Source organism: uncultured Vagococcus sp., assembly GCF_963518325.1.
In the GTDB taxonomy this organism is placed as follows: domain Bacteria; phylum Bacillota; class Bacilli; order Lactobacillales; family Vagococcaceae; genus Vagococcus_D.
Map to the genome: position 1 here is coordinate 1 of NZ_CAUQJB010000009.1, position 15,605 is coordinate 15,605.

Genomic DNA, 15,605 nt, shown 5'->3' on the forward strand with positions numbered 1-15,605 from the left:
ATCAAGATGCAAAAAAAGAGGGTGTGTAGCAGGACTTGCTACAATTTAGAAGTTGATTAGGTAGATGCTTGATGGAGAATGCACCATCTAAAGGGAATGAAGGTAATCATCGTCCAAGAAAATCAAGATGCAAAAAAATGAAGGTGTGTAGCAGGACTTGCTACAATTTAGAAGTTGGTTAGATGGATGCTTGATGGAGAATTCGCCATGTAAAGGGAATGAAGGGAATCATCAACCAAGAAAATCAAGATGCAAAAAAAAGAGGGTGTGTAGCAGGACTTGCTACAATTTAGAAGTTGGTTAGATGGATAATTGATGGAGAATGAGCCATGTAAAAGGAATTAAGTGATCATCGACTAAGAAAATGATGACACCAAAAAACGAGAGCATGTAGCAGGTTTTGCTACAATTTAGAAGTTGCTTAGATGGATACTTGATGGGAAACGAGTCATGTAAAGAGAATTAAGTGGTCATCGACCAAGAAAATCAAGATGCAAAAAAAAATGAGAGTGTGTAGCGAGAATTGCTACATACTAAAAACGCCAATGATAAGATAGTTTTATCAAAACGCTGTTGTAAAGGTATTTAGGATTAATAATAAGTCTTTCAAAAAGTGTGTAGGTAGCAAGGCCTGCTACCTTAAATAAGGGCGCTAGGATGATGAAAGGACGGCAGAGTAGCCTGACATTAGTTGTGGTCTTTTACCGATTTTGATCAGATGTAAAAAGAAATAAGCCTTAAGCCAAGTAGCATTTACTTGGTTTAAGGCTTATTTTATTTGTCAATTAGAAATGAGATGCGAGGTTTATAGGCCAAATAAATCCCCAATTTGACTGTCATCAATCGTTCTGTCAGATTGTTTATTAGCATTTTCCAATAACATCTCCAAGCGGTTCTCGACCGCTTGTTTCAGTAACGCCTCATAAGGCGCACTGCGCAAGGTGAAAAATAAGGTTGGATCTTCGTCAAGGCGAGCACCTACGCCATAGAGGACAGCAGCCACGTGTTTGCACATGACAGCCCAATCAGGGCAGGAACAATCTAGGTTAATTTCGTTTGGTGTGGGAAAGAGACCGTCTCCTTTCAGGGTAAACAAGGAGTCCAGTTCTTTAGGAAATTTTCCCAAGGCTAATTCTTCCAAACTATCGATGGAGTGGCCACATGTTTTGGTAATTAAGAATCTAGATTAAGGTGCTAATAGTTTAAGCCTTTTGTACCGCCTAAAGAAAAAAGTAAGCCTAGGGGAAAACAATCAATTTAAGGGATTTAGCCTTTGAGTGGAGAATTAATAGTAAATATTAAATTGGGTCAGATTGATAATGCCATTTTTACTGCTGGTTATGTTGGAGTGGATACAGTTGGTGTTGTAGAAGGCCTAATCTTTTTGAGTATTATCAAGAGTTGCTGGATGCCGTTTTAGCTGATGATTATGAGGGAGATTACCTTTGTCAGGTACAACGGGCTCGCTTGAATTTTTTTGTGAAGTATTGAATGATGTCAGACATGATTTTGTACAAATAAAGAGCAACCTATAACTCATGGGAAACGATTACTTGCAAGGGGGAAAACCGAGCCAGGTTATGATCTGATGACCGGTCTGGCAGGGATTGGTTATACACATTTAAGAAGTAGCACTAATAGTGTTTCTAATATTCTAGTATTAGAATAATAATATAGATGGAAGGATGTGTCACATGAGCAAGAAAGATGATAATTTAGAAAAAGAGGTGCCGGAAAATGAATTTTCTGGTAAAAAGTTTGAGGATTTAACAGAAGAGGAAATGGATGTTATCCAAGGCAGCGGTAGCGATGATGTAAAAGTAGAAGGCATCAGTATTATGATTAATTTATTACAGTCAAAAGCACCCATTAAGTGTCGATAATGATAAACAAAAGCAAAGAACGTCATCGGATTAATAACTACTCCTGATGGCGTTTTTTCCTTTGTGTTTTGAAAAGTGCTCGCTCTACCCAAAATCCAAATAATACCGATACTTACTGCCAATGTAAAAGCACTCCGTATACTCAAAAAAGTTCATTTCTTTTTGAGAGGTAAAACGTACTCGTTTCAAAATGGGCTCATTATCCCCAATTTTTAACAATTTCTGCAGTTCCCGTGTCGCAGAAATCGCTTCGATGTATTCATTTTCCTGATTGACTCGAATGTCTTTTGTGGCCAGATAGTCATAGAAAGAGCCGTAGTAGTCTTTTGATTTTAAGGAATAATCCTCACGGAAAATGATATGTGTCTTAAAGAAGGCCACAATGTTTTTGCCGTCTCCTCTAACCCGTTTTAGAATTAAAATATCATCTCCTGGTTTAATCTGCAAATATTTCGCGATTTTATGATCGGCATGGCTTTTGCTAATGTCCGCTTGTAAGGTGGTGGCATTTTTGCCTTGTTCTCGTAATTCCTGGGTAAAGCCTTTGACGACAGTCGCGTATTCGTTAGTGTCTGGGCTAAACTGTTTAACGAAGGTCCCTTTAGCCCGCTGGCGATACAAGAGGTTTTCACTGACGAGTTCATCAATGGCTTTGCGAATGGTGATACGGCTGACGTGATAAATGTCGCACAGGTCCATTTCTGTTGGGATGCGTTCTCCTTCTTGCCATTTTTCTGTTTGAATATTGGCTCGTAGTTGATCGGCAATTTGGGCATAGAGTGGGTAGGCTGAGTCATGGCGCATGTCTTTGGCTCCTTTCAATCTACAGTAGTTGTTATCAGTATAGCATAATAAAATTGCGTCTATAGTTCTATTGTTATAACAATAGGCGAGAAAGCCCGTAAACAGTGAGGTTGAAAAAGACATTTGCGGCTTAAAAGCTGTGCTATAATTTTGTTAAGTTAGTTTTTAAGGAGGAGACTGTAGTGGTTTATGATTTTTTTCCGGAAATAAAGGTAGGAACACAGGGATCGGTTTATTCTGGCGGGGAAATAGTTTCGCTGCTTAAAGAGCGGATGGACACTGAAGAGCTTAATGTTATAACAATGGAAAGTTATCCCTTGGTTGATACAAGGTTATTGCAAGAGTCATTATTGGCGTTATTGGATCTCGATTTAATTATTGAGAGCCAGTCGATTTTTTATGACAGTCAACAGGTGACGGAGATGATCGCTGATAATTTAACGGATGATCGGGTTTTTGGGCGTATGTCTCATCATTCGTTGAGTGACTTCGTTGACCCCGTCAAGCAATCTGCTGTGGTTAAGGGAATTGAAACCGCTCTAAAGTCGGGGCAGCGGGTGGGGATTGTTGGGGTTGGGGCTAGTTTAGTTTACCCAAGTGACTTGCTACTGTATGCTGATTTACCTCGGTGGGAGATTCAAACCCGCTATCGGTCGGGGGAGTATAGTAATTGGCAAGGGAATAATGCTGGTGAAGATCCTTTGCGGATGATCAAGCGTGGTTATTTCTTTGAATGGCGGGTGGCGGATAAGCAGAAGCGTCGCATTTATCCTCAGGTTGACTATTTTCTGGATACGTTACAAGCGGACTGGGTGATGGTTGGCAGAGAGACTTATGACCAGGCCTTGCAGGAAGTGGCCTATCAGCCTTTTTCCTTGGTGCCCTTTTTTGATCCTGGGGTCTGGGGTGGTCATTGGATGCAGGAGCAGTTTAACTTCCGTCGGGATGAGGTTAATTTAGCTTGGAGCTTTAATGGGGTACCAGAAGAAAACAGTCTGATTCTCAACTTTGGTTCGGCTAAAATGGAAGTGCCTGGTAATAATTTGGTGTACTTCCATGGGGAGACCTTGATGGGGCCTCGTGTCTATGGTCGTTTTGGGGCTGATTTTCCGATTCGCTTTAATTTTCTGGACACGGTTGGTGGTTCTAATTTAAGCTTACAAGTCCATCCGACGACGGAGTATGCTCAGGATGTTTTTGGGGCTACCTACACGCAAGATGAAAGCTATTATATTTTACATGCAGAAGCGGATGCCAAGGTTTATTTAGGGGTCAAACAAGGGGTGACGAAACCAGCTTTAATGGCGGCTTTGGAGCAAGCAGCGAGTGAAGGCAATTTCCCAGATGAAGCCTTTATTTACCAGCAGCCAGTTAAAACCCATGATCATTATTCGATTCCAGGTGGAACCATTCATTCCAGTGGGGCCAATTCCGTTGTACTGGAAATCAGCGCCACTCCCAATCGCTATACCTTTAAGTTGTGGGATTGGGGACGGGTTGATTTGGATGGCTTGCCGCGGCCGGTTCACTTAAATCACGGGGAGCCGAATATCGACATTCGTCGTGATGAGGAGTGGGTTAAAAGAGAGTTGGTCAATCCTTTTGTGGTAGTGGCTGCGGGGGATGGCTGGCTGGAGGAGCGGACGGGGTTGCATGAAACGGAATTTATTGAAACTCGTCGCCATACGTTTTCCGTTCCGGTTGTCCATGACAATCATGGCAGTGTTAATGTCTTAAATTTAGTGGAAGGTCAGGAGGCTCTGGTGGAGAGTGTGGATGGTTCCTTTGCTCCCTTTAAGCTTCACTATGCTCAGACGGTGATCATTCCTGAAAGCATTAAAACTTACCGCATTAGCCCCAGCGGCGACAGTCTAGGGCAAACGCTGCAAACAATGAAGGCTTATGTCAGATAGGGAAGTGATGAGATGAGTGGTTATTATTTTTTAATGGATGTGGGAGGAACCACGGTTAAGGTTAATGGGCTAAATGAAAAAGGAGAGCCTTTATTGATTGTTAATCGTGAGTTTCCCGCTCAAGCCCAGGGAAGCCAAGCGATGATTTTGGCTAATTTTAAGGAGATTATCGTCTCGGTCAATCAGGAGTTGCTAGCTCAAGGCTATGAGCTTCTCGGTGTGGGAGTGGCATTTCCTGGTCCCTTTAATTATCTGGAAGGCCATAGTTTAATGAAGGGCATGCGGAAATATGATGAGATTTACGGGGTTAATTTAAAGGCGTTAATCAAGGGCTGGCTAGCCGAGTATTTTCAGCTGGAAGTTCCGATTATATTTGAAAATGATGCCACTTCTTTTGGGTTAGGCGAGTATGATCAACGGCACAGTCAGGCACCTGGCCGAGGGATTTATCTGACATTGGGCACAGGCTGTGGCTCGGCTTTTATTGCCGATGGCCAATTGATTCATGGCTATGGTTTGAATGAGCAAGGCATGTTATATGACAGTCCTTTTAAGGAGAGTCGAGTGGATGATTATCTGTCGGCTAATGGGCTGCAGCTCTTAAGTCGGGAATTCTATCCAGAAGGGTTGACAGGTTACGAGTTATTTCTTAAAGCTGAAGAAGGGGAGGCAGGAGCTTTAAGGGTATTTGCTGAGTTTGGTCAATGGATTCGTGAAGCATTGGACCCTTTTATTACTGAGTTTAAACCAGATGAGCTAGTTTTTGGTGGTGAAATAAGTGGTAGTTTGGCTTATTTTTCTAGGGCCTTAGCTAGGGAAAATCTGGCGATTCGTAAAAGTCAAAACACCAGTTTAGCCACACTTCAAGGATTAGTCACGTTGCTTCAAGCCAAATAAAACAGTCGAAAAAAGAAGCGAAGGAGAAGATTATGTCAAAACGTACATTGTATTTAGTCCATCATTCCCACACAGATATTGGGTATACGGATCGTCAGGAAAAAATTAGTCGCTATCATGTTGATTTTATTAAAAGTGTTATGAGGTGTTTGACGGAGATTGAAGGGGGAACTCGTCCTGAGTGGGAAGGCTTTAAGTACACCTGTGAAAATTATTGGCAAGTGGAACAATTTATGGCCAACAGCTCCCCGGAAGAACAAGCTCAATTTGAGTATTTTGTTAAAAAAGGCTGGATCGATATATCACTGAGCTATTTAAATATGACGGAATTAGTCGATGATGGGGTTCTGAATAAGATGTTTGCCAAAGGCCGTCGTTATGTGGCGGGACTGGGACTAGAGGCTAATTCAGCGATGACGGCTGATATTAACGGCTTTTCCTGGGGCTATGCCGAGGCTCTCTATCAAAATGGCATTGAGAATCTGTTTTCTTGCCTTCACACTCATCACGGGATGTTTCCGCTATTTAAAAAGCAACTGCCTTTTTGGTGGGAAACGCAGCAAGGGAATAAAGTTTTAGTTTGGAACGGCGATCATTATCAAACGGGCAATGATTTTCTGTTAGTGCCTAATTCTGATCAGTCGAAGCAATATGGGCTTGATGGTTATGGTGAACGGGAGGCAGAGGCTCAGTTTAAGGTGACAGAAGAGCGTGTCTTTGCTCACTTTGAGCTCTTGGCTGAAGAGGGCTATCCCTATGATTTTGTGCCTGCGATGATCAGTGGGATCGTGACAGATAATGCGCCGCCAAATCCACGGATGATGGAAACCATTCATAAGTGGAATCAACGCCATGGCTCGGAGATTGAAATCAAGCTCGTGACCTTAAATGAGTTTTTTGTTTTCTTGCGCCAGCAACCCTTAGAGATACCAACTTACAGTGGTGACTGGGCTGATTGGTGGGCCGATGGTGTGGGGTCAACACCGGCTCCTACAAAAATTTATCGAGACGCTCAACGCAAATATCGTCTTGCTAATAAGTTAGATCCGTCAGTTATATTAGGCAAAAAGGACTGGTTGGTGGAGGCGGAACAAGACTTGATGATGTACGCCGAGCACACTTGGGGCTATCATTCTTCTGTGGGCCAGCCGTGGAACACGTTCGTCAATGATTTGGATTATCGTAAGGCGGCTTACGCCATTAACGCCAACAGTGCGGTTTCCCGTCATCTAGATGAGATTTTGGCTAGGATGGGGGAAGAGTCGATTCAGATGAATCGCCAGCCTTATTATAAGGTGATCAATCCTCATCAGCGACCGGTCACAGAACATGCCAGAATTTACATCAAACATTGGGAGCAGGTGGATGATTCCTATTTCCATCTGGAAACAAATGGCTTTGTTGAGGTGGTGGATTGTCAGACAGGGGAGGTGATTCCCTCTCAAGTAGCGGATACGTCATTAGGCAAGGAAATTGAGTTTTTGATTCCTTTAGAAGCCAAGGAAGAACGGTTGGTTCGCTTACGTCGGACAACTAAAAGCGCTCGAAAAAATTGGAATCACGCTTACATTGGCACAGAACAAGTGGCTGATGTGGCTTCTTATGAAGGGTATGATCATCTAGTCTCTCCTTATGGGATGGAGACGGCTGATTTTAAATTAACCATTAACCATGCAGGGATTGAGTCGTTAATCGACAAGAGAACAGGACAAAGCTTGTTGCAAGAGAATCGTGAAGCGCCTTTTGCTGGGGTCTATGAAGTGACGCCGATTACGACTGATGCCTGTACGGAACGACGTATTATGGGGCGCAATCGTAAGGGCCGGGTAACGGAGCGATCTTTTGCAGAATTGACTGGTGTGAAAGTCACGAGTGACGGTCCTTTATATACGGTTTTTGAATTGACTTATCAATTAACAGGGACTCAGATGTATACGGTGGTCTTGCGTGGGTATAAAGATTTGCCTCAAATTAATGCCACCCTTAGAATTCAAAAGGACAATCAGTGGGCACCGGAAAATCTTTATGTGCCACTGCCCTTTAGCTATGGAGATGACAGTCAGTTTTATGTGGAGAAGAGTGGCACGATTTTCCGTCCTGCCATCGATCAGCTACCGGGAACGAATACGGACTTCTATTTGTTAAACAATGGCTTAACGTTTACTGACGGTCAAAATGCCTTAGTGGTAGCCATTAAAGATACACCTTTGATTACTTTAGGGGCGCTGGACAGTCATTTGGTGGAGTTATGTTCACGGTCAACGGCCTCCAAAAATAAAGAGATGGTTTATTCCTGGCCGATGAATAATTTTTGGGAGACCAATTTTAAAGTGGACTTGTCTGGTTTTTACGAATTTGAGTATCAGTTATTCCTAATGGCAGGTCAAACACCGACTGAATTAATTGAAAAAGCCACCGAGTTAAACGAAGGCATTATTACCATTGCCTATAATCCGACTGATCTGGAAAGGGAGACAAGATAATGACAAAAACCTTGCATGTGGTATTTAAAACCCATTTGGATATTGGGTTTACGGATTTAGCGAAAGAGGTAGTTCAGCAGTACTTAACGGATTTTATTCCCCGAGCTTTACAAATTGGAGAAGAGGTACCGGAACAGTTTGTTTGGACGACAGGGTCTTGGTTGATTCATTTCTATTTGAATCATCCCGAAGTCAGTGAAAGTGACAAGAAGCGCATGGTCAAGGCTATTAAGCGAGGTACAATTAAGTGGCATGGTTTGCCAGTGACCTTCCATAGTGAATTGATGGACCAGCCTCTATTTGAATATGGGCTGTCACTGTCTCAAAACTTGGATCAGGCATATGGTACCCGAACAGTAGCGGCTAAGTTAACGGATGTACCTGGGCACACCATTGGGATTGTGCCACTAATGGCCAAGGCTGGCTTGAAGTACCTTCACATTGGGGTTAACGCCAGCTCAGCTTTACCTAACGTGCCTGAAATGTTTCTATGGCGCAACCAAGATGGTTCGGAACTAGTCGTCCACTATGCTCAGGATTACGGGGAGACGTTTATTCGTGAGGGCTGGGATGAGATGTTATACTTTGCCCATAGTCACGACAATGCAGGGCCACCAAAGGACAGTCAGGAAGTGATTGAGTTGATGGCTCGGTTAGGGAAAGAACATCCAGAGGCAGTGATAGTGGCCTCAAGTTTGGATGATTTTGCCGAATCAGCTTGGGAGAAGCGGCAGACTCTGCCGGTGATTGAAGAAGAAATTGGTGATACGTGGATTCATGGTGTAGCCTCAGATCCGAAAAAAATTGCCGATTATTTGAGCTTGCTGCGGTTGCGTGATCAGTGGCTGGCAGATGGGCAATGGACGGTATCAAGTCAGGAATATCAGAATTTTTCAGAGCAACTGATGTTAGTGGCAGAACACACTTGGGGTGGCAATGGTAATGTCTTTTTGCCGGATTATACCAATTATTTAATCGAGGATTTTCAGGCTGCTCGCCAACGAGATGTCATTACGTTTAATCACGATCGCTCTACGATGGACTTTGGTGATTTAATGGCATTGATTAGCACAGACATTGAGTCAGAAGTCTTTCGTCCTAAACGTTCTTATGGGTTGTATGAAGAATCCTGGCAAGAACAGCGGGATTATCTAACAGCGGCAGTTGCTTGTTTGAGTCAGGAACGGCAACTGGTAGCGAAAAAAGTCTTGTCTCTGCCTTCGATAATTCCTTTGGAAAAGGGAGAGAACGTGATGCCGGGTCGTCTGTACCAATTCGGTGAGCTGACCTTAAGCTTTTCGACAACAGGGGGGCTCAATCGGCTTCAGCTTAATGGACGCAATTTAATAGCTGAGGGTCGGGAATTTGGGGGACTCTCTTATGAACGGTTTGATTTTGCTAATTATAGCGACTTTTTAAGTCGCTATAGTCGGTTGACAAGGTGGACCTCTAGTTGGTGTTTAGTTGACTTTGCTAAGCGGGGGATTGAAGCTTTTCAGGACATTCGTTATGAGTTAATCAAACCGATGATCGCCGACTCCGTGATTCAGTCTGATGGGCAACTGGTGACCATTGCCTTTGATTTGAGTTACACAAGTTACCAACAGAAGATGTGGGGGTTACCAACGAACAACCGCTTAGTTTACGAAGTTGATTTAGCTAAGAAGACGGTTAAACTGTGTCTTCAGTGGCATGGTAAGCAAGCTAATAAGATGCCAGAAGCTTATTGGTTGGAAACTAGTTTGCAAGTTGCCAACCCTTATCGCTGGCAAATGGATAAGCTGGGAACGAGCGTATCCCCTTACGATGTGGTGGAAAATGGCAATCGCAATCTCCACGTCTCCCAGAAAGGATTATCCTATGACGGCATCGAAGGGCAGAGACGTATTAAGAGTGTGGATGCCCCCTTGTTTTCTTTTGGTCGTCGAGGGTTATTGCAATTCGATAATCAACAGTTATCATTAAATGAAGGGATTTACGTTAACTTGCACAATAATGTCTGGGGCACTAATTTCCCAGCTTGGTTTGAAGATGATATGTTGTATCGGGTTGAAATGACATTAGCGTAAGCTAGAATATCTTAAAAACACGGAACCTCTAGAGGTTCCGTGTTTTTAAGGTCATGAGGATATGACATACCTTGCAAAAGTTACATATTGAGGCCCTGGCTGACTTGCATTAAACTGGTAATAAGCTTATTTTTTGTTATCGGATGGACGACGAGGGAAATCAATTTGGTTATGCTGAATTGATAGCGTCTTCAAAAGGGAAGTAAGTCTTAGTAGTGGTCATGACTTTGTGAAATGACGCAGTATATTGCTTTTTTTTATTGAGAACGGTATAGTGTAAACTATGTTTTTCTAATAGCGCTTACATGTTTAAAGAAGGAGGATCAGAATGAACGGTTTTGCGAAACAAAGTGTTAGAATAGGTGAGTGGCTGTTAAAATTATGGCAGTTACAGTTGTTTTGGGTCCTTTATACCCTAAAAGGAGGGGTGGTTTTAGGCCTATTCCCGGCTACCGGAACTGTGTTTAAAATCGTTTATCAGTGGTTAAGCGAACCTGCTTCAGACCGGTCGATAAAAGAAGTCTTTGGGACTTTTTACCGTCAAAATATGAAGGTGCTCAATCAGCTAGGCTATGGCTTGACGGCTGCTCTTGGAGTGGTTTTATTGGATTTGCAAATATCCAAACAGTTTATACACGTCTATCTTTTGCACTATTTTTTAGTGGCCTTATTTATTTTAGTCTTAGGGACCGCTCTTTATGTTTTTCCGATTTTTGCTCGCTATGAGCTATCGACGGTTAATTATTTGAAGCAGGCCTTTTTCTTTTTCTTTACCAATATCATCGAAACGATTGCCATGTTATTAGGTTTTTTACTGGTGGTTATCGTAGTGACTTTTTTACCGATCTTGGCAGTTGTCGCTGGTATGCCCCTCTTTTGTTTGCCGGTCAGTTGGTTTGCTTATCAAGCCATGAAAAAAGTGGAGTTGCGGAAGCTAGTGTAAGGAACGTTCTTTGTTCAATTATTTAAGCGTAGACAATGTCAGGAAAGGAACTATGAGGGGGAGAGAAAGTGAAGAAGTTTATTAATAAATGTCGCAACGGGTTGTTATTTAGGTATTTTTTTTCATATTTAGCCATCTTTTTGATTCCTTTTTTAATTTTAACCTTAGCTCTCTACTATTCCTCTGTCTTGGGGATGGAGAAGCAATTGAAAACGGCCAATTTAAATAGTTTACGACAAGTGGATACCATGCTAAATGAGCGCTTTAGCGAATTGGACAAACTATCTGATAATATTAAGTTAAATCCCAGTTTGAGTAATTTTATGTTGGAACACCCTTATTATAGTATTGAAGGACGTTCTGAATTAGGCAAATTACAAGCCAGCAACACCTTCATCAGTGAGATGTTTATTCACTATCGCAACAGTGATCATATCTATTCCAGCAATGGGACTCAGAGTTTGTCTTCTTTAACGGAAAAAAAGTACGCCCGCTTTGAATTGGATAATGCTAGTTTGGCTGCCAGTTTTGAAGAAACGATTCCGACTGTTAAAGTCAGTTACGGTAATCTTGCTGGGCAAAGTGATTCTCTTCTTCAGTATTACCGACCGCTTACCAGTGGTGGCTCGATGTATGGCACGGCTTTTTATTTTATTCAAGAGGCGGAGCTTCAGCGAATGTTAAACAATTTGATGATGGATTATACTGGCAGTGCCTTGATCATTAATCAAGAAGGCCAAATAATTAATGCCTCAGACGCCTCAATCCCCTTTAAAACCTTTGATACCTCCTTGTTAGGGAAAGAAGAAGTGGTCTTTGATAAACAAACGTACCACCTATCATCGTTAACGTCTGAATTGACGGGACTGACCTTTGTCAAAATAGTGGATGCCAAACAATTTTTACAACCACTGGCCAACATTCGCAATTTGTTTTATGTCTTAATTGCCCTCTTTTTGCTGATGGGATTTGGCTTAAGCTATATTATGGGCTTGCGGCAATACCGTCCCATTAAGCAACTGGACAATGCCTTTAAAAAAATTACGAATCAAGAAGAAAAAACAGAAGATGATGAGTTGACCTTAATCGAGCGTCGCCTGAGTCATTTTGTAACCGAACAGCAGACGTTAAATGCTGCCTTAAGTCAGCAACAGGCGTATTTGACTGATTATTTTTTTGGTAAGCTCATTGATGGCAAATTTAAAGATGAGTCTCATTTAGAGGCTAAGATGGCTGAATTATCCATTGAATTAAAGGGCAATCACTTTTATGTGATGTTGCTAGATAGTCAGTTTTCAGCCAAAATCGAAGATAATGTTAAGAAAAAGACCGTTCTTTTAAATGGATTTCCTCTAAAGATGGGCCAAACAGAGATTCATGCTGTCGAGTTGCCCTTGAAAAAACAGTTGGCATTGATTGTTGGCACTAATGTGACGGATCATCTAAAGCAAGTCAAGGAAATGAAAGAAATCTTGGATGAGCGCTTGGATGAAGATGTTCAGTTGGATGTAGGGGGTGTCTATCATCAGCTAATATATGTTAACCGTTCTTATATTGAGGCGATTTCGGCAAATGAGTTTCATCAAACCAATACGAAGGCCTCTGTGTTTTTCTATAAAGACATTATTTATTCCCAACCTCAGTTTCTTAGCATCCCTAGCGAGTTAAAAAGTAAGCTAACTCAAAGCCTTCATCAGGGGGATGAAACAGTGGTAACCGAAACCCTTCACACGATTTTTAGCCACTCGTCAATCGCCACGATGACCACCTTTGAAGCTAAGTATTATTATTTTGATGCCTTAAGCACTGTGATTAATGCCATTAGTTCATTAGGCTTTGAAGAGTTACTGGATCATTTTAATGAAATTGTGGAGTATCGCTCACCGGAAAGTCTTCGTCAGGAGTTGTTAGAATTGGCGGCAAAGTTGTGTCAAAATATGTCGGCTCGTAAGGTGGCTGAAACCACGCAGTTAGAATCGGCTATCATTGTTTATTTGAATCAACATTTTCGTTCTCATGATCTGTCCTTGGAGCAAATTGCCATTGAATTTGATTTTTCCATTTCTTATTTAAGTCGTTTTATTAAGGAAGAAACAGGGATTACGTTTTCAACATACATTCAAGAGCGACGTTTAAACTACATTAAGGATAAATTGATCAATACGGACGATGCCATCAAAGACATTGTCACCAGTGCCGGTTATTATGACGTGTCTAATTATACCCGCAAGTTTAAGAATATTGTGGGGGTGACACCTGGCCAATATCGAAAGCAAATGCAAAATGACCGCTTAAAGACCCAATCGAATTAATAAGAAAAGCCCCTTGAAAACCGTTTTAGGTTTTCAAGGGGTCTTTTATTCACTGATTTCCACAGGTATTAGGCATTGGTAATTAGTCGCTTCCACTGATAGATCAATCAGATGAGGGACTAGCTCCATGCGGTTGTTTAAGCTGTAAATCGGCCAGCTGTTCTCGGGGATTTCAATTTGAATGGTTTGTTCTTCGCCGGGATCTAGCCAGATTTTTTTGAAGGCTTTTAGCTCTTTGACTCGTGGTACGATTGGCAGTTGCCTGCGTTTAAAGTAAACTTGAACGACTTCAGCTGCCGGATACTGGCCGGTATTTTTAATGGTTAGGCTGACGGTTAGGTTCTGACTAGCAGTAGGCTGAGCTGACAGCACTTGCCGGTTAACTGTGGCTGGGCTGAGTTGGAAGCTGCTGTAAGACAAGCCGAAGCCAAATGGAAAGGCGGCTTTGCCGTCATCATCAAAATAGTTTTCTTTGTGTTGGCTGTCTTTGTAATTATAATAAATCGGTAGCTGACCACTGGAAGTTGGCATGGACATGGCTAATTTACCCGAAGGAACGCTTTTGCCGAAAAGTAGCTTGGCAATCGCCGTGCCTCCTTGTTCTCCAGGGTACCCACAATTGAGTATGGCCTGAAAGTGGTGGCTAATGGCACTAATGCTGTGTTGTCGACCTTGAATCAACAGGGCGATCATCGGTTTATTTAGGGGAGCCAGGGCTTCAATTAGCTCAATTTGAGACGAGGGCAAAGCCAGTTGACTTAAGTCGATGTTTTCTCCACAGTTCATTTGGCCTGACCCACTGAGGGCGGCGCCGTTGTCATCGAATTCGGTATTGAAATCACGGGCGCTAGAACCTCCTAGTGTTAAAATAATCACCTCGGATTGGGCCGCTAATTTAAGCGCTTTATCGATCCCTTGCGGAAGCGGACTAGTAACCTCAGAGCCTTGTTCATAGCCTAATGTGATAGTTGATTCTTGAATGGTTTCTTGTATGCCTTCTAAAACGGTTCGGCAGTTGGTTTCTTTTTTGTAAGGGGTGTAGTCTCCCAACTGATTATAAAGTTTATGGGCATTTGGTCCGATTAAGGCAATGGTTGTGGGCTGGCCTAAGTCCAATGGCAAAATGCCCTGATTTTTTAATAAAACGGTGCCTTCTTCCGCTAGTTGGACGGCTAGTTCTTGCTGCTCTTTTGGGGAGACTGTTGTGGTGGCAAACAAGCTGGGTGACTCCCTTAAAAGGCCGAGTTCTTCTTTTAATTTAAGGACTCGCAAGACGGCACGGTCAAGGGCTTCTTCTGTCAGATAGCCCTTTGTTAGAGCTTCCTCAAGATAGGGGAAAACATTGTCCCATAAACTGATATCGACACCACTAGTTAAGCCCAGAGCAGCGGCTTTGGCTGGGGAGCCCGTTAGTCGAATCAAGCCATCAAGAGCGCAGCCGTCAGACATAACCGCTCCAGTAAACTGGAGTTGCTCTCTTAAGATAGTGTTTAATAAATGGCTATTAGCGTGGCATAAGACTCCGTCGATTTCATTGTAAGCAGCCATGCAGACTTTGGCGCCTGCTTCAATGCCGGCAGCCATGGCAGGTAAATGAATTTCCCACAGCTCTCGTGGGCCGATCGACGCCGGAGCTGCGTTGTGACCACCCATGCCATCTCCTTGGGCGGCAAAGTGTTTCAGGACTGCTAAGACGTTCTCCGGTCCTACGTCCTGCCCTTGAAAACCTTTGACCGTTGCTTGGGTATAGACAGAAGCCAAGTAGGGGTCTTCGCTAAAGCCTTCTTCCGATCGTCCCCAGCGAGGGTCTCGAATAATATCCAAAGTTGAGACTAGTCCTAGATGAGCCCCTTTTATTCTCAGTTCTTGGGCAACTAATCTTTGGGAGCGTTCCAGAAGCTGAGGATTCCAAGTTTGGCCGGTGGTGATGTTTGCTGGCATGGAGGTGGCATCCAGAGCTTGATGGCCATGAGGCGCTTCCTCTGCCAGAAGGATAGGGATTTTTAAGCGAGTGTGTGTCTGAATATAGTCATTGACTAGCTTGACGTATTGTTGGGCTTCTTCTGTGGATAAGCCTGTGGTTAAATCTCGTCCTGACCAGGGATCTGAACGAAAAGCGCCGTAAAGAACACCCATACCGTCCCAGCGAGCGACTTCTTCTTTAAAGAGTTCTGTCAGTTGAATGCCTTGGTCAGTTTTCTCGAATGTTTGCCAGCCATAGAGCCGTTGGTTTAATTGGCCTACTTTTTCTTTTAAGGTCATTTCTTTTAACAGTGATTCTGCCTTCATGTGTAACGTCCT

Annotated in this window: 10 protein-coding genes; 7 read left to right on the top strand and 3 right to left on the bottom strand. The window is 42.9% G+C overall.

The features are described from left to right. Window positions 1-805: 805 nt before the first annotated feature. Window positions 806-1,126, bottom strand: coding sequence for an SWIM zinc finger family protein (locus tag RWN13_RS09420; RefSeq protein ID WP_314062620.1), 321 nt, complete (start codon window positions 1,124-1,126; stop codon window positions 806-808). 568 nt (window positions 1,127-1,694) lie between these two features. Between RWN13_RS09420 and RWN13_RS09425 the strand changes: the two genes are divergently transcribed. After that, entirely contained in the window at window positions 1,695-1,883 is a 189-nt protein-coding gene (locus RWN13_RS09425; protein ID WP_314062623.1) for a hypothetical protein, read from the top strand. An 84-nt stretch (window positions 1,884-1,967) separates the two neighbouring features. Here the strand turns inward: RWN13_RS09425 and RWN13_RS09430 are convergent, their stop codons facing one another. Further along, window positions 1,968-2,687: a GntR family transcriptional regulator gene (locus tag RWN13_RS09430; RefSeq protein WP_314062626.1), complete on the bottom strand. Its 720-nt coding sequence runs from the start codon at window positions 2,685-2,687 to the stop codon at window positions 1,968-1,970. A 182-nt stretch (window positions 2,688-2,869) separates the two neighbouring features. Between RWN13_RS09430 and RWN13_RS09435 the strand changes: the two genes are divergently transcribed. The 6 genes from RWN13_RS09435 to RWN13_RS09460 all read left to right on the top strand — a co-directional run bounded on the left by RWN13_RS09435 (window position 2,870) and on the right by RWN13_RS09460 (window position 13,304). After that, window positions 2,870-4,600 (top strand): class I mannose-6-phosphate isomerase, encoded by a 1,731-nt coding sequence (locus tag RWN13_RS09435; protein WP_314062628.1) that lies wholly within the window; start codon window positions 2,870-2,872, stop codon window positions 4,598-4,600. Between the two features lie 12 nt (window positions 4,601-4,612). Further along, a complete protein-coding gene (locus RWN13_RS09440) occupies window positions 4,613-5,497 on the top strand; it encodes an ROK family protein (protein ID WP_314062630.1) in 885 nt (294 codons plus the stop codon). Window positions 5,498-5,529: 32 nt separating this feature from the next. Beyond that, window positions 5,530-7,980, top strand: a complete 2,451-nt coding sequence (locus tag RWN13_RS09445; RefSeq protein ID WP_314062633.1) for a hypothetical protein — start codon at window positions 5,530-5,532, stop codon at window positions 7,978-7,980. Beyond that, entirely contained in the window at window positions 7,980-10,049 is a 2,070-nt protein-coding gene (locus tag RWN13_RS09450; RefSeq protein ID WP_314062635.1) for a DUF5054 domain-containing protein, read from the top strand. Before RWN13_RS09445 ends, RWN13_RS09450 begins: the two co-directional genes overlap by 1 nt. A 328-nt stretch (window positions 10,050-10,377) precedes the next feature. Beyond that, window positions 10,378-10,992, top strand: coding sequence for a DUF624 domain-containing protein (locus RWN13_RS09455; RefSeq protein WP_314062637.1), 615 nt, complete (start codon window positions 10,378-10,380; stop codon window positions 10,990-10,992). Window positions 10,993-11,060: 68 nt separating this feature from the next. Then, the gene (locus RWN13_RS09460) at window positions 11,061-13,304 is read left to right on the top strand and encodes an AraC family transcriptional regulator (RefSeq protein WP_314062640.1); all 2,244 of its coding nucleotides are present in this window, start codon (window positions 11,061-11,063) and stop codon (window positions 13,302-13,304) included. Between the two features lie 45 nt (window positions 13,305-13,349). On the opposite strand, the gene RWN13_RS09465 is transcribed toward RWN13_RS09460, so the two are convergent. Further along, on the bottom strand, window positions 13,350-15,593 hold the full coding sequence (locus tag RWN13_RS09465; protein WP_314062642.1) for a glycoside hydrolase family 3 N-terminal domain-containing protein: 2,244 nt from the start codon (window positions 15,591-15,593) through the stop codon (window positions 13,350-13,352). Window positions 15,594-15,605 lie beyond the last annotated feature (12 nt).

Coding starts and splice junctions, on each gene's coding strand:
- RWN13_RS09450 (WP_314062635.1), top strand. CDS start 7,980: ATGACAAAAACCTTGCATGTGGTATTTAAAACCCATTTGGATATTGGG.
- RWN13_RS09445 (WP_314062633.1), top strand. CDS start 5,530: ATGTCAAAACGTACATTGTATTTAGTCCATCATTCCCACACAGATATT.
- RWN13_RS09465 (WP_314062642.1), bottom strand. CDS start 15,593: ATGAAGGCAGAATCACTGTTAAAAGAAATGACCTTAAAAGAAAAAGTA.
- RWN13_RS09455 (WP_314062637.1), top strand. CDS start 10,378: ATGAACGGTTTTGCGAAACAAAGTGTTAGAATAGGTGAGTGGCTGTTA.
- RWN13_RS09425 (WP_314062623.1), top strand. CDS start 1,695: ATGAGCAAGAAAGATGATAATTTAGAAAAAGAGGTGCCGGAAAATGAA.
- RWN13_RS09440 (WP_314062630.1), top strand. CDS start 4,613: ATGAGTGGTTATTATTTTTTAATGGATGTGGGAGGAACCACGGTTAAG.
- RWN13_RS09430 (WP_314062626.1), bottom strand. CDS start 2,687: ATGCGCCATGACTCAGCCTACCCACTCTATGCCCAAATTGCCGATCAA.